Here is a 14,168-nt window from a genome sequence, read left to right on the forward strand (position 1 = left end):
ATCCAATGCTTCAAGTCACAGCTGCTCTAAGGAAAACGCTTGTTTGGCGGAGACTGTGAGATTCGAACTCACGGACGGTTGCCCGTCGGCAGTTTTCAAGACTGCTGGTTTAAACCGCTCACCCAAGTCTCCGCAGGCTGCAGGAGCCGCATTCTAGCCGTCCCCAGGGCCGCTTCCTACGGTTCCAGCCGCCGAGCCCTGCGGCCGGGCAGTGGGGTGGCGATGGACTGAGTTGTCAGCGCCGAGGTCCAGCGCCGATAGGTGCAGCGCAGTCCGTGCATTCCGGGGGGATGTTCTTGAACACGACATCCCTGCCGACCTGCACCACATTCAAGGGTGGATCGACCCACCAGTACAGCTGCCCGTTCATCCACATGTCGACCACCTCGCTTTCGCCCAGCAGGTTTTCCGGGCTGTTGCGGTAGAGGCGGACGAACGTCGGTATCTTCATCTCGTGATGGAAGATCCGCTGCAGCAGCGAGGGGTCGTAGTACTCCAGTCGGTACACGCCCCAGGGGCTGACCGACGTGTGCGCCAGCCTGGGTTTGGACGCATGCCAGAGTCCGATGGCCATGAGGATCAGGAGAGCCACAGCGCAAGCGCGGCGCAGGCGATGTTTCTGCTTCTGTCTGGTCCTCATTGTCGAGAGCTGGCAGGCATCACTTTCTCGGGATGCCTCATGCTTTTCAACCCCGCCCCGCCTGCAACAACCCCTTCTTCTCGATGAAATCGATCACCTGGTCCAGCCCCTGCTGTGTCTTGAGGTTGGTCATCACGAAGGGTTTGCTGCCCCGCATGCGGCGCGTGTCGGCCTCCATCACGTCCAGGTTGGCGCCCACGTGGGGTGCGAGGTCGGTCTTGTTGATGACGAAGAGGTCGCTCTTGGTGATGCCGGGGCCGCCCTTGCGGGGGATCTTCTCGCCGGCGGCGACGTCGATCACGTAGATGGTGAGGTCGCTCAGCTCGGGGCTGAAGGTGGCGGCCAGGTTGTCGCCGCCGCTTTCGACGAAGACGATGTCGGCATCAGGGTACTGGGCCAGCATGCGGTCGATGGCCTCGAGGTTGATGGAGCAGTCCTCGCGGATGGCGGTGTGGGGGCAGCCGCCGGTTTCCACGCCCATGATGCGCTCGGCGGGCAGGGCGCCGCTGACGGTGAGCAGGCGCTGGTCTTCCTTGGTGTAGATGTCGTTGGTGATGGCGACCAGGTCGTATTGGTCGCGCATGGCCTTGCAGAGCATTTCCAGGATGGTGGTCTTGCCGGAGCCGACGGGGCCGCCGATGCCCACGCGCAGCGGGGGCAGGGGCTTGGTGCGGTTCGGGACGTGGTGCAGGGGCGAGGGGGTGGTCGTGTTCGTATTCATGGTCATGGCGGTCATGAGCGGAAAAGGCGGGAATACTGCGTTTCGTGGCGGGCCGAGAGCACGGCCAGCATGGGGGAGAAGGCCTGGCGCTGCGCGTCGCCCAGCTGCATGGCATGGGCCACGGCGCCGGGGATGGCGGCGACGAGCCGTGCGAGGATGCGCTGGCCGGCGCTCTGGCCGAGGGGCACGGCCTTGATGGCGGCCTGGACCATGTTCTCGGCCCAGCCGAAGGCGCAGGCGAGCAGCACGTCTTCGGCGCGGGCCTGGGTGCGCGCGGCGGCCAGGGCGAAGGCGACGGGATAGGTGGGCGGCAGGGCGGCGAGGCGGGCGACGTCGGCCAAGGCCTCCGCGTCGCCCGCGTGCTGGTTGCGCAGCCAGTCGGCGAGGGAGCGACCCATCTGTTCGGTCTGCAGGCGCAGCTCGCTCGTCTCTCGGGTGTGCAGCACCCAGTCGTTGAGGGCGCGCACGCGCTCCGCATCGCCTGCGCGCCAGGCGGTGAGGGCCTGGTGGACGACGGCGAGGTCGCCGCGGGCCTGGGTGAGCATGAGCTGTTCCTGCAGCCAGGCAGCGGCCGTGGCTTCGGTGGTGACGCCCGCGCATTCGACGGCGATCTCCAGCCCTTCGGAGTACGAGAAACCGCCCACGGGCAGGGCGGGTGATGCGAGCCAAATGAGCTGCAGCAGGCTGGCCGCGGGCAGGGCCTGCGGCATCGATGCCGGACCGGGCGCTGCAGGACCGGAAGGGGCGGGATCGAGTACAGGCGCCATGCGCGCGTCAGCGGGCGAGGGAATGCGGATGGGCGTGGCCATGGTCCTGGCCGTGGTCGTGGTGGTGGCCGCAGTCGTGATCGTGGTCGCAGCCTTCGGCGTCGTGGCCGTGGTCATGGACTGGTGCGTGCGTGCCGTGGTCGTGGCTGTGCGCGTGTGCGTGGCCATGCCCATGGTCATGCCCGTGGCCGTGGGCCGCATGGCCGTGTCCGTGCCCGCCCGCCGCATACGCGCCGCCTTCGGGCTCGAAGGGGGCCTGCTGCTCGGTGACGATGAGGTGCATGGCTCGCAGCATGTCGGCGAGCACGTGGTCGGGTTCGATCTGCAGGTGGTCCGGGCGCAGCTCGATCGGCACGTGGCGGTTGCCCAGGTGGTAGGCGGCGCGGATGAGGTCGAAGGGCGTGCCGTGCTGCGTGCAGTGGGTGATGCGCAGCACGGCCTGGGGCGCGGCGAGCACGCGGACCATGCTGCCGTCCTCGGCCACGAGCACGTCGCCGCCGCGCACGACGGTGCCGCGGGGCAGGAAGACGCCCAGTTCGCGCCCGGTGGAGTCGGTGGCGGCGAAGCGGCTTTTCTGGCGCACGTCCCAGTCGAGTTCGACGGTGGCGGCGCGCTTGAGCAGGACGGGGGCGAGGCCGTGGCCCTGGGGAAGGAGTTTGTTGGCGGTCAGCATGTCGGAGTCCTGGGCGGCGAAAACGCCATTCTGCGGCTTCGCGCCCCTGTCCGGGCGCTTGGGGCCGGCCGGCGGGCGCCTGGCGGGTGCATGTCCGTCAGAGCGCGCGTGTCATGAAGTGGCTGGCTGGGTCGGGGCCGTAGCTGCCGAACGGTGCGCAGTCTTCGAAGCCGTGGCGGGCATAGAGCGCGCGGGCCGGCGCGAAGAAGGGCTGGCTGCCCGTCTCCAGGCTGATGCGCACGTGGCCTGCGGCGCGTGCCTCGGCAAGGGCGTGGGCCAGCATGCGGGCGGCGATGCCCTGCCCGCGCAGGGCGGCGGCCGTGCGCATCGACTTGAGCTCCGCATGGCCGGCATCCAGCCGCTTGAGCGCCACGGTGCCGGCCAGGTGGTCGCCGTGCGGCGTGTCGAGCCAGGCGCTCCAGAAGCGGATCTCCGGGCGGCGCAGGCCGTCCAGGTCGAGCGCGTGCACGCTCTCGGGGGGCGAGACGCGGCGCATGTCGGCCAGGTGCTCCTCCAGGAAGACGGCGATGCGCGGATCGCCCAGGTCGTCCAGGCGGATGCGCAGGGCGGCCACGGCCGCGTCGGGGCGTGCGTCCATCGGCCGGCTCAGAAAAGGAAGTAGCGCTGCGCCAGCGGCAGCCGGGTGGCGGGCTCGCAGGTGAGCAGCTGGCCGTCGGCGCGCACGGTGTAGGTCTGCGCGTCGATTTCCATGCGCGGGGTGTAGCTGTTGTGCACCATGTGCTGCTTGCGCACGCCCCGGATGCCGCGCACGGCGCTGAGTCGCTTGGCCAGGCCGAAGCGTTCGCCCACGCCGGCCGCCATGGCCGCCTGCGAGACGAAGGTGAGCGAAGAGCGGGCCAGGGAGCCGCCGAAGGCGCCGAACATGGGGCGGTAGTGCACGGGCTGCGGCGTGGGGATGGAGGCGTTCGGGTCGCCCATGGCGGCCAGGGCGATGCTGCCGCCCTTGAGGATCATCGCGGGCTTCACGCCGAAGAAGGCGGGCTTCCAGACGACGATGTCGGCCCACTTGCCGACCTCCAGGCTGCCCACGTCGTGGGAGATGCCGTGGGCGATCGCGGGGTTGATGGTGTACTTGGCGACGTAGCGCTTGATGCGGTGGTTGTCGTTGCGGGGGCCGTCCTCGGGCAGGGCGCCGCGCTGCTGCTTCATCTTGTCGGCCGTCTGCCAGGTGCGCAGGATGACTTCGCCCACACGGCCCATGGCCTGGCTGTCGCTGCTCATCATGCTGATGGCGCCCAGGTCGTGCAGGATGTCCTCGGCGGCGATGGTTTCCTTGCGGATGCGGCTTTCGGCGAAGGCCAGGTCTTCCGCGATGGAGGCGTCCAGGTGGTGGCACACCATGAGCATGTCCACGTGCTCGTCCAGCGTGTTGCGCGTGTAGGGCATGGTGGGGTTGGTGGAGGAGGGCAGGAAGTTGTCCTCGCCCACCACGCGCAGGATGTCCGGCGCATGGCCCCCGCCCGCGCCCTCGGTGTGGAAGGCGCAGATGCCGCGCCCGCCCACGGCGGCGATGGTGTTCTCGACGAAGCCGCTCTCGTTGAGGGTGTCGGAGTGGATCGCCACCTGCGTATCGGTGGCATCGGCCACGTCCAGGCAGTTGCTGATGGCCGAGGGCGTAGTGCCCCAGTCCTCGTGGAGTTTCAGGCCGATCACGCCGGCCTCGATCTGCTCGTGCAGCGCGGCGGGCAGGCTGGCGTTGCCCTTGCCCAGGAAGCCGATGTTCATCGGGAAGGCGTCTGCCGCCTGCAGCATGCGCTCGATGTGCCAGGGGCCGGGGGTGGATGTGGTGGCCAGGGTGCCGGTGGCCGGACCGGTGCCGCCGCCGAGCATGGTGGTGACGCCCGACGCCAGCGCCTCCTCGATCTGCTGGGGGCAGATGAAGTGGATGTGGCTGTCGATGCCGCCGGCGGTGACGATGTTGCCTTCGCAGCTGATGATCTCGGTGCCGGGGCCGATGACGATGTCCACGCCGGGCTGGGTGTCGGGGTTGCCGGCCTTGCCGATGGCGGCGACGCGGCCGTCCTTCAGGCCGATGTCGGCCTTGACGATGCCCCAGTGGTCGATGACGAGGGCGTTGGTGAGCACGGTGTCCATCGCGCCTTCGGCGCGGGTGCGCTGGCTCTGGGCCATGCCGTCGCGGATGGTCTTGCCGCCGCCGAACTTGACTTCCTCGCCGTAGCCGCCGGCACGCAGGGTGAAGTCCTGCTCGACTTCGGCGACGAGGCCGGTGTCGGCCAGCCGCACGCGGTCGCCCACGGTGGGGCCGAACATTTCTGCATAGGCGCGGCGGGATACGGTGGCCATGGTGTGGTCTTGCCTTTCCGGGGGCGTGGATTGGTGCGTGATGGGGCGGGGCGGATCAGGGCTGCTGCGGCAGATCGGGGGTGGTGTCCAGCGGGCCCTGGGTGTCGCCGCGGAAGCCGTACACGGTGCGGCTGCCGGCGTAGTCCACCAGTTCGACGGTGCGCTGCTGGCCGGGCTCGAAGCGCACGGCGGTGCCCGAGGTGATGTTCAGCCGCATGCCGCGCGCTGCCGCGCGGTCGAAATCGAGCGCGCCGTTGGTTTCGGCGAAGTGGTAGTGCGATCCGACCTGGATGGGGCGGTCGGCGCTGTTGCGCACCACCAGGGTGACGGTGCGCCGGCAGGGATTGAGTGGGTGCTCGCCGTCATCGACCAGCAGTTCGCCCGGGACCATGGTGCGCTCCTCGGGTTGCGTTCAGGCCAGGCCGCCCAGCAGGGCGAGGCCGAAGAGGCCGACGGCGGCGCCGGCCGCGCGCGGCAGCCAGCGGTTCGCGCCGCGCAGGGCCACGCCCAGGCCGATGCCGCCGGCATGCAGGGCCACGGTGGCGGCGAGCATGCCGGCCAGGGTGGGCAGGGCCGCGCCGTCGCCGGCGAGCTCGTGGCCATGGGCGATGCCGTGGAAGACGGCGAAGACACCGACCAGTGCCGCGGCGGCGGGTGCCGGCAGGCGGCGCTGCGTGGCCACCAGCAGGCCCAGCACCAGCAGCGAGGCGGCGATCATGGGCTCCACCGCGGGCAGCGACAGGCCCGCCAGGCCCGCGAGCGCGCCCACGAGCAGCATGCCGGCGAAGCCCAGGGGCGCCGCCAGCAGTTCGCGGCGGCTGCGCGCGGCCAGGGCGCTCCAGAGGCCCACGGCCACCATGGCGGCCAGGTGGTCCATGCCGGTCAGCGGGTGCAGGAACCCCGCGGTGAAGCCGTGGTGGTGGCCGGCGTCGGCGCCGGTATGGGCCAGCGCCGGCAGCGCGGCGGCGGCCAGCAGTGCGGGCAGGAGGGAACGGGCAATGCGCATGGGAGGCTCCGGGAGCAGAGAGAAGGGGGGGACAGTCCGCAGTCGCCGTCAGGCGATGGGCTGGTGGACGGTGACGAGCTTGGTGCCGTCGGGGAAGGTGGCTTCCACCTGGATGTCCGAGATCATTTCCGGCACGCCGTCCATCACGTCGTCGCGCGTGAGGACTTCGCGGCCTTCGCTCATGAGCTGGGCCACGGTCTTGCCGTCGCGGGCGCCTTCCAGCACGGCTGCGGAAATCAGCGCCACCGCCTCCGGGTAGTTGAGCTTGAGGCCGCGCGCCTTGCGGCGTTCGGCCAGCAGCGCGGCGGTGAAGAGAAGCAGCTTGTCTTTTTCCCGGGGGGTCAGTTCCATGGGTGGTTCCGTCGGTCGCCTCAACTGGGCAGACATCGTAAAGCAGGAACCTTGCCAAGGGGACCGGCGAAGGGCGTCACGTGGATGTAACCCGCTGTTACTAGGATGCGCCGCGGCCCCACGATCGGCCCGGCTTGAAAGAAAGACACACCACATGCAGGCATCCCGCTGGATTTCCCCCTTCGGAGCGGCGCTGGCCATCGGCGGCGCGCTCACCCTGTCCGGCTGCGACGGCGGCGGCTCCGGCATCACGGCTGATGCCGCCAGCGCACCTGCCAACATCCAGGCCGCCTGGGTGGTGGTGGGCGAAGGCAGCCATGCCACGGCCCGGGTGGTCACCAGCTACACGCTGCCGGCCGGCGTGGCCGCGGATGCCAGCGTCTGCCCCCGGATCGTGGTGGACAACCAGCCCAGCCGCATGGCGCTGCGCGTGGGCGCCGGCACGGTGGCGCAGCGGACCACCGCGAGCGATCCGTCCGACTCGAAGCCTTCGGAGTTTCCCGTGTCGGTCTGCGAGACGGTGCTGCCCGACTCGGCCCGCCAGGTCACCGTGGCCGACCGCACCCTGCCGCTGCCCAAGGCGCAGCCGCAGCGCGTGCTGCTGATCGCCGATACGGGCTGCCGCCTGAAGAAGGCGGACAACGCCTGGCAGCCCTGCAGCGATCCGGCCGGCTGGCCCTTCGCCACCGTTGCGGCGACGGCCGCCGGCATGGCGCCGGACCTGGTGCTGCACATCGGCGACTACCACTACCGCGAAAACGCCTGCCCGCCCGACGTGGCCGGCTGCAAGGGCAGCCCCTGGGGCTATGGCTGGGACACCTGGCAGGCGGACTTCTTCAAGCCGGCGGCTCCGCTGCTGGCCAGCGCGCCCTGGATCATGGCGCGCGGCAACCATGAAGAGTGCGCGCGTGCCGGCCAGGGCTGGTTCCGCTTCCTGGACCCGCGTGCCTACAGCGAGCAGAGCTCCTGCAACCTGGCGGCCAACGACAACGTGGGCAACTATTCCGAGCCCTATGCGGTGGCCCTGGGCGGGGATACGCAGGTGATCGTGTTCGATTCGGCCAAGACGGGCAAGACGGCACTCAAGAGCACGGACCTGCAGTTCGGCATCTACCAGAAGCAGTTCCAGAGCGTGGCCGCGCTGACGGCCAAGGCCGGCGTGACGACCAACATCTTCACCAACCACCACCCCATCCTGGCCTTCGCGCCGGTGGCCGGCAGCACGCCCGCGCCGGGCAATGCGGCGCTGCAGTCCGCCATGGTGGGCCTCTACCAGCAGGCCTACTATCCGCCGGGCGTGCATGTCGCGCTCCACGGCCATGTGCACGACTTCCAGGCCATCAACTTCGCGTCGGGCCATCCGGCGACGCTGGTGACCGGCAACGCGGGCGACAACCTCGACGTCGCGCTGCCCGATCCGCTGCCGGCCAGCGCTTCTCCCGCGCCGGGCACCACCATCGACCGCATCACCCACCACGCGAGCTTCGGCTTCGCGATGATGGAGCGCCGCGCCTCGCCCGCCACCGGCTGGACCTTCAAGGCCTACACCACCGCCGGCAAGCTGCTGGCCACCTGCCAGCAGTCCGGCCGCACGCTGGCCTGCGACAAGACGGGCTTCCTGGCACCGTGACGGCACGCTGGCGGAGCCGGCTGGCGGCCACAGCGCTGGCATGCCTGCCCCTGGCGGCGTCCGCCGTGCCGCAGGCGCAGGTCGTGCTGCTGCCCGGCGTGCCGGCCCAGGCCGTGGTCGCCTGGGTGGGGCGCACGCCCCAGGTGGCCTCGCGGGTGGACCCGACCCAGGCGGTGTTCGCGCCCGATCCGGAGCTGGTCCGCATCGGCCAGAAACTGTTCGCCGACACGCGCCTGTCGCGCCCCCAGGGCCTGTCGTGCGCCGCCTGCCACGACCCGGGCCGGGCCTTCGGCCCCAGCCTCGCCACCGCGCGGGCGCTGACCGGGCCGGGCACTTCGGAAGGCAGCCGGCCGGGCCGCTTCGGCGCACGCACGGCGCCTTCGCTGCTCTACGTGCGCTACGTGCCGCGCCGCCATTTCTACCAGGACGACGACGCGCCCTTCGCCTCGCCCTTCGGCGGCCTGTTCGCCGATGGCCGGGCCGACACGCTGGCCGAGCAGATCCGCGGCCCGCTGCTGGATCCGCGCGAGATGAACAACGGCACCCCGGCGCAGCTGCTGCAGTCGGCCCGGCGCAGCGGCCTGGCGGCCGAGCTGGCGCCGCGCTTCGGCCCGGCCGTGCAGAACGACCCCCAGGCGCTGCTGCGCGCCATGGGCGAGGCGCTGCAGGCCTTCATGCAGAGCGACGCCATGGCGCCCTTCAGCTCGCGTTTCGACGATTACCTGCGCGGCAAGGGCACGCTGTCGCCGGCCGAGCAGCGGGGGCTGGCACTGTTCCGCAACCCGGACAAGGGCAACTGCGCCTCCTGCCACACCATGGCCGAGCGCGCCTCGCGGCCCGAGCGCTCGCTGTTCACCGACTTCGGCTACGACGCCATCTCCGTGCCGCGCAACCGCAAGCTGGCGGACAACCGCGACCCGCGCCACTTCGACACCGGCCTGGACGCCACCGCACGCCGGCTGGGCTGGCCCGAGCCCGGGCAGTGGTGCGCCTACCTGCGCACGCCCGGCCTGCGCAACGTGGCGGTGCGCCAGCGCTTCATGCACAACGGCATCTTCGGCGACCTGCGCGAGGCCGTGGCGTTCTACAACACCCGCTCCACCGACCCGGCCCGCTGGTATGCCGGCGGCAAGCCCTTCGACGACGTGCCGGCCGGCTGCCGGGGCAGCGTCAACGTCAATTCGCCGCCCATGAACCGGCGCGCCGGCACCGCGCCAGCGCTCAGCGACGCGGAGATCGACGACCTGGTGGCCTTCCTGCGCAGCCTGACCGACAAGGCCTATGTCGGCCGCATGCCGCCTTCGCACTGAGCCAGCCGCATGGCGGGGTGGGGCAGGTGGCATGAATGCTGCACCTGCGGGGCGTGCCTTCCGCCCCCGTTCCCATTCCCGTTCCCCCGGCCCCGCATGACGCCGAGCCGCCCGCAGAAAGCGGGGCGCCGCAGCGCATCGTCAAGGTGCGCCGCGACTACAACAGCTGGGTGGGCAGCGAGACGCTGGAGGACTACGCGCTGCGCTTCACGCCGCAGCGCTTCCGCAAGTGGTCCGCCTGGCGCGTGGCCAACACGGCCTTCGGGGCCGCGTCCTTCCTGGTGCTGGAGGCGGTGGGCGCCACGCTGCTGGTGCAGTACGGTTTCGCCAACGCCTTCTGGGCCATCCTGGCGACGGGGTTCATCATCTTCCTGGCCGGCATGCCCATCAGCGCCTATGCGGCGCGCTACGGCGTGGACATGGACCTGCTCACGCGCGGCGCGGGCTTCGGCTACATCGGCTCGACCATCACCTCGCTGATCTACGCCAGCTTCACCTTCGTCTTCTTCGCGCTGGAGGCCGCCGTGATGGCCTATGCGCTGGAGCTGGCGCTGGACATCCCGCCGGCCTGGGGCTACCTGGTCTGCGCGCTGGTGGTGATTCCGCTGGTCACGCACGGCGTTTCGGCCATCAGCCGGCTGCAGGTGTGGACGCAGCCGGTCTGGCTGCTGATGCTGCTGGTGCCCTTCGGCTTCGTGCTGGCGCGCGATCCTGGTGCATTCGCGGGCATCGCGCACTATTCGGGTGATCGCGGCGGCTCGGCAGCCTTCGATCTGCACCTTTTCGGGGCGGCGCTCACGGTGGGCATCGCCCTCATCACCCAGATGGGGGAGCAGGCCGACTACCTGCGCTTCATGCCGGCGCGCACGCGCGCGAACCGGTGGCGCTGGTGGGCCGGGGTGCTGGCCGGCGGGCCGGGCTGGGTGGTGCTGGGCGTGTTCAAGATGCTGGGCGGCGCGCTGCTGGCCTACCTGGCGATCACCCTGAGCGTGCCGCCCGGGCGGGCGGTGGACCCCAACCAGATGTACCTGGCCGCCTACGGCTACGTGTTCGCCGACTACCGCTGGGCGGTGGCGGCCACGGCGCTCTTCGTGGTGGTGTCGCAGATCAAGATCAACGTGACCAATGCCTACGCGGGCTCGCTCGCGTGGAGCAACTTCTTCTCGCGCCTCACGCACAGCCACCCGGGGCGCGTGGTGTGGGTGGTGTTCAACACGCTCATCGCCTTCATGCTGATGGAGATGAACGTGTTCACCGCGCTGGGGCAGGTGCTGGGGCTGTATTCCAACATCGCCATCGCCTGGATGATGGCCGTGGTGGCCGACCTGGTGGTGAACAAGCCGCTGGGGCTGTCGCCGCCGGGCATCGAGTTCAAGCGCGCGCACCTGTACGACGTCAACCCGGTGGGCGTGGGGGCGATGGCGCTGGCCTCGCTGCTGTCGGTGGTGGCGCACCTGGGGCTGTTCGGGCCGATGGCGCAGGCGTTTTCGGCGGTGATCGCGATGGTGACGGCCTTCGTCGCGGCGCCCGCCATCGCCTGGGCGACGGGCGGGCGCTACTACCTGGCGCGCACGGCGGCGCCGCAGGCCTGCGGCACGGGGAGCTGCGAGGGTTGCAGCGGCAGTGGAGCGGCCTCCGCCACGGCAGCGCTGCCCGCCATGCTGCGCTGCGTGGTCTGCGAGCGCGAATACGAGGCGCCGGACATGGCGCACTGCCCCGCCTACCGGGGCCACATCTGCTCGCTGTGCTGCACGCTGGATGCGCGCTGCGGCGACATGTGCAAGCCCCACGCGCACCTGGCCGTGCAGTGGGCCGGGGCGCTGCGCTGGCTGCTGCCGCGCAGCGCGTGGCGGCTGCTGGATTCCGGGCTGGGGCATTTCCTGCTGCTGATGCTGGTCATCGCGCCGCTGCTGGCGGCGGTGTTCGGGCTTTTCTACCACCAGGAGACGCAGGTCCTGGGCGTGCCGGGCACCGGCGCGGCGCCGCTGCGTTCGGGGCTGCTCAAGGCCTACCTCGCGCTGCTGGTCATCTCGGGCATCGTGGCGTGGTGGCTGGTGCTGGCCCACAAGAGCCGCAAGGTGGCGCAGGAGGAGTCGAACCGGCAGACCCACCTGCTGCAGCGCGAGATCGCCCTGCACCGGCAGACCGACCAGGCCCTGCAGGAGGCCCGGCGCACCGCCGAGCAGGCGCGCGGCGTGGCCGAGGAGGCGCGCGAGGAGGCCGAGCACGCCCGGCGCCTCGCCGACCAGGCCAACCAGGCCAAGAGCCGCTACATCAGCGCCATCAGCCACGAGCTGCGCACGCCGCTCAACAGCATCCTGGGCTACGCGCAGCTGATGGGCGAGGACGCTTCGGTGCCGCCGCACCGCCGGCAGGCCGTGGGCGTGATCCGGCGCGGCGGCGAGCACCTGCTGACGCTGATCGAGGGCACGCTGGACATCGCCCGCATCGAGAGCGGCAAGCTCACGCTGCAGGTGCGGCCGATGCGCTTCGCCGACTGCCTGCACGAGATGGTCGAGATGTTCGAGCCCCAGGCCCGCGCCAAGGGGCTGGCGTTCCGCTTCGATCCACAGGGCGTGCTGCCCGAGGTGGTGCGCGGCGACGACAAGCGCGTGCGGCAGATCCTCATCAACCTGATCGGCAACGCCATCAAGTTCACCGCCACGGGGCATGTGCGCCTGGGCGTGCGGCATGCGCGCGAACTGGCGCTGATCGAGATCGAGGACAGCGGACCGGGCCTGACCGAGGCCGAGCGCGCCAGCATCTTCGAGCCCTTCGAGCGCGGCGCGGCCAGCAGCCAGGGCGCTGCGCCCGGCGCGGGCCTGGGGCTGACCATCGCCAAGATGCTGACCGAGCTGATGGGCGGCGAGATGACGGTGACCAGCACCCCCGGGGCCGGCGCGCTGTTCCGCATCCGGCTCTTCCTGCCCGAAGTGCACCCCGGGGCCCTGGGCGCGGCCGAGCTGCGCGCCGCCGGCCCGCGGCCCGCGCGGCGCGGCTATGCCGGCCCGCGCCGCCGGCTGCTGGTGGTGGACAACGAAGAGCCCGACCGCGAACTGCTGGTGCAGCTGCTGGCGCCGCTGGGCTTCGAGCTGCGCACCGCCGCCAGCGGGCACGACGCGCTGGACCTGCTGGCCGCCGGCTACCGGCCCGACGTGGTCTTCATGGACCTGGCCATGCCCGGCATCGACGGCTGGGAGACCATCCGGCGCCTGCGCGCGGCCGGCCACACGCAGGCACACGTGGCCGTGGTGTCGGCCAATGCCTTCGACAAGGGGCTGGAGAACGACGTGGGCATCAGGCCCGAGGATTTCATCGTCAAGCCCGTGCGGCACACCGAGTTGCTGGACTGGCTGGAGCGGCGCCTGGCCCTGCAGTGGCTGGAAGAAGAGGCTGCGCCTTCCCCGACGGGGCCGCCGCCACCCGCCGCCGGCCCTGCCGCGGCCCTGCCCGATGCCGCCCGGCTCGCGACGCTGGCCGAGGCCGTGGAACTGGGCTACTACCGGGGCGTGATGGCCCAGCTGGCGGAGATCGAGGCCGCGCAGCCCGAATGCGCCGACTGGGTGGCCGGGGCGCGCGCGCTGGCGCGGCAGTTCCAGTTCGAGGCGCTGGCCCGCCTCATGGCATCCTCCTGATCCCGATGACCGACCTGCCTCCGCCTTCCCCCCATGCCCCGGCCGCCGGCCGCGCCGCGCCGCTGATGGACAGCGACAGCGCCGGCCTGGTGCTGATCGTGGACGACGTGCCCGACAACCTGGCCATGCTGCACGATGCGCTGGACGAGTCCGGCTACACGGTGCTGGTGGCCACCAGCGGCGAGACCGCGCTGGCCCGCGCCGCCCAGGCCATGCCCGACGTGGTGCTGCTCGATGCCATGATGCCCGGCATGGATGGCTTCGAGGTCGCGCGCCGCCTGAAAGCCCAGCCGGCCACCACGCACATTCCCATCATCTTCATGACCGGCCTCACCGAGACCGAGCACCTGGAGGCGGCCCTGGCCGCCGGCGGGGTGGACTACGTGACCAAGCCCATCAAGCCGCGCGAGGTGCTGGCGCGCATGCATGTCCACCTGCAGGGCGCGCGGCGGGCCCGGCAGGACATGCGCCAGGCGGGCCAGGCGCGCAATGCGCTGGATGCCTTCGGCTACGCCAGCATCACCGTGCGCGCGAGCGACGGGCGGCTGATGTGGCAGACGGCACTGGCGCGCACGCTGCTGCGCGAATATTTCAGCGCCGAGGGCGGGCAGGGCCGGGAGGGAGCGCAGGAGGCCGCGGCCGATCCGGTGGCCGTGCCGTTGCCGGTGGCCGAATGGCTGCGGGCCCAGCTTCCGCAAGTGCCGGCCTTCGCGGCGCAGCAGATCGAGCCGCCGCGGCTGGTGGTGGAGCGCGGCGCGCGGCGCCTGTCGTTCAGCCTGCACCAGCAGACCGGCGACAGCGAGGGCGGCGGCGATTGGCTGATCGTGATGCGCGAGGTGTCCGACGCGGCGGTGATCGAGGCGCTGGCCCTGGGCTTCCGGCTCACGGCACGCGAGGCCGAGGTGCTCTACTGGCTGCTCAAGGGCAAGACCAACCGCGACATCGGCGACATCCTGGGATCGAGCCCCGCCACGGTGAAGAAGCACCTGGAGCGCGTCTATGTGAAGCTGGGCGTGGAAACCCGCACCGCCGCCGCCGGCATCGCCATGGCGCGCATCCGGCAGACGCATCCGCAGTTCGAAGGCTGAGGGCTGGCGCCCGGCTCGCCGG

The 14,168-nt window shown here is 71.1% G+C and carries 13 protein-coding genes and 1 tRNA gene; 4 read left to right on the plus strand and 10 right to left on the minus strand.

Annotated elements, in window-relative coordinates:
- Positions 1–44 precede the first annotated feature (44 nt).
- From T336_RS0123485 to T336_RS0123530, 10 genes are all read right to left on the minus strand, one after another.
- Positions 45–132, minus strand: a tRNA-Ser gene (locus T336_RS0123485).
- Positions 133–235: 103 nt separating this feature from the next.
- Positions 236–574, minus strand: coding sequence for a hypothetical protein (locus tag T336_RS0123490; protein ID WP_317135414.1), 339 nt, complete (start codon positions 572–574; stop codon positions 236–238).
- Between the two features lie 112 nt (positions 575–686).
- On the minus strand, positions 687–1,376 hold the full coding sequence (gene ureG / locus T336_RS0123495) for an urease accessory protein UreG (protein WP_051647427.1): 690 nt from the start codon (positions 1,374–1,376) through the stop codon (positions 687–689).
- Positions 1,373–2,071, minus strand: coding sequence for an urease accessory protein UreF (locus T336_RS0123500; protein WP_026434339.1), 699 nt, complete (start codon positions 2,069–2,071; stop codon positions 1,373–1,375). Before T336_RS0123500 ends, ureG begins: the two co-directional genes overlap by 4 nt.
- A 64-nt stretch (positions 2,072–2,135) precedes the next feature.
- Positions 2,136–2,801, minus strand: coding sequence for an urease accessory protein UreE (gene ureE / locus T336_RS0123505; RefSeq protein ID WP_026434340.1), 666 nt, complete (start codon positions 2,799–2,801; stop codon positions 2,136–2,138).
- Between the two features lie 97 nt (positions 2,802–2,898).
- Positions 2,899–3,399 (minus strand): GNAT family N-acetyltransferase, encoded by a 501-nt coding sequence (locus tag T336_RS0123510; RefSeq protein WP_026434341.1) that lies wholly within the window; start codon positions 3,397–3,399, stop codon positions 2,899–2,901.
- An 8-nt stretch (positions 3,400–3,407) separates the two neighbouring features.
- Positions 3,408–5,126, minus strand: a complete 1,719-nt coding sequence (gene ureC / locus T336_RS0123515; protein ID WP_019702336.1) for an urease subunit alpha — start codon at positions 5,124–5,126, stop codon at positions 3,408–3,410.
- Between the two features lie 55 nt (positions 5,127–5,181).
- Positions 5,182–5,517 (minus strand): urease subunit beta, encoded by a 336-nt coding sequence (locus T336_RS0123520; RefSeq protein ID WP_019702335.1) that lies wholly within the window; start codon positions 5,515–5,517, stop codon positions 5,182–5,184.
- 21 nt (positions 5,518–5,538) lie between these two features.
- Positions 5,539–6,132, minus strand: coding sequence for a HupE/UreJ family protein (locus T336_RS0123525; protein WP_019702334.1), 594 nt, complete (start codon positions 6,130–6,132; stop codon positions 5,539–5,541).
- Positions 6,133–6,180: 48 nt separating this feature from the next.
- Positions 6,181–6,483 (minus strand): urease subunit gamma, encoded by a 303-nt coding sequence (locus tag T336_RS0123530; RefSeq protein WP_013595808.1) that lies wholly within the window; start codon positions 6,481–6,483, stop codon positions 6,181–6,183.
- 154 nt (positions 6,484–6,637) lie between these two features.
- Here T336_RS0123530 and T336_RS0123535 point away from each other — a divergent pair, with 154 nt between their 5' ends.
- From T336_RS0123535 to T336_RS0123550, 4 genes are read left to right on the plus strand one after another with little or no spacing between them, the layout of a single operon-like run.
- A complete protein-coding gene (locus T336_RS0123535; RefSeq protein WP_026434342.1) occupies positions 6,638–8,113 on the plus strand; it encodes a metallophosphoesterase in 1,476 nt (491 codons plus the stop codon).
- Complete coding sequence (locus tag T336_RS0123540) at positions 8,083–9,423, plus strand: cytochrome-c peroxidase (RefSeq protein ID WP_404821600.1); 1,341 nt, start codon at positions 8,083–8,085, stop codon at positions 9,421–9,423. The genes T336_RS0123535 and T336_RS0123540 overlap by 31 nt, the downstream gene beginning before the upstream one ends.
- A 35-nt stretch (positions 9,424–9,458) precedes the next feature.
- Entirely contained in the window at positions 9,459–13,058 is a 3,600-nt protein-coding gene (locus tag T336_RS0123545; RefSeq protein WP_026434344.1) for a hybrid sensor histidine kinase/response regulator, read from the plus strand.
- 5 nt (positions 13,059–13,063) lie between these two features.
- Positions 13,064–14,146: a response regulator gene (locus T336_RS0123550; protein WP_026434345.1), complete on the plus strand. Its 1,083-nt coding sequence runs from the start codon at positions 13,064–13,066 to the stop codon at positions 14,144–14,146.
- The last annotated feature ends 22 nt before the right edge of the window (positions 14,147–14,168 follow it).

The organism is Paracidovorax oryzae ATCC 19882 (assembly GCF_000687165.1).
In the GTDB taxonomy this organism is placed as follows: domain Bacteria; phylum Pseudomonadota; class Gammaproteobacteria; order Burkholderiales; family Burkholderiaceae_C; genus Paracidovorax; species Paracidovorax oryzae.

Coding starts and splice junctions, on each gene's coding strand:
- T336_RS0123530 (WP_013595808.1), bottom strand. CDS start 6,483: ATGGAACTGACCCCCCGGGAAAAAGACAAGCTGCTTCTCTTCACCGCC.
- ureG (WP_051647427.1), bottom strand. CDS start 1,376: ATGACCGCCATGACCATGAATACGAACACGACCACCCCCTCGCCCCTG.
- T336_RS0123525 (WP_019702334.1), bottom strand. CDS start 6,132: ATGCGCATTGCCCGTTCCCTCCTGCCCGCACTGCTGGCCGCCGCCGCG.
- ureC (WP_019702336.1), bottom strand. CDS start 5,126: ATGGCCACCGTATCCCGCCGCGCCTATGCAGAAATGTTCGGCCCCACC.
- T336_RS0123535 (WP_026434342.1), top strand. CDS start 6,638: ATGCAGGCATCCCGCTGGATTTCCCCCTTCGGAGCGGCGCTGGCCATC.
- T336_RS0123520 (WP_019702335.1), bottom strand. CDS start 5,517: ATGGTCCCGGGCGAACTGCTGGTCGATGACGGCGAGCACCCACTCAAT.
- T336_RS0123500 (WP_026434339.1), bottom strand. CDS start 2,071: ATGCCGCAGGCCCTGCCCGCGGCCAGCCTGCTGCAGCTCATTTGGCTC.
- T336_RS0123550 (WP_026434345.1), top strand. CDS start 13,064: ATGACCGACCTGCCTCCGCCTTCCCCCCATGCCCCGGCCGCCGGCCGC.
- ureE (WP_026434340.1), bottom strand. CDS start 2,801: ATGCTGACCGCCAACAAACTCCTTCCCCAGGGCCACGGCCTCGCCCCC.
- T336_RS0123510 (WP_026434341.1), bottom strand. CDS start 3,399: ATGGACGCACGCCCCGACGCGGCCGTGGCCGCCCTGCGCATCCGCCTG.
- T336_RS0123545 (WP_026434344.1), top strand. CDS start 9,459: ATGCTGCACCTGCGGGGCGTGCCTTCCGCCCCCGTTCCCATTCCCGTT.
- T336_RS0123490 (WP_317135414.1), bottom strand. CDS start 574: ATGGCCATCGGACTCTGGCATGCGTCCAAACCCAGGCTGGCGCACACG.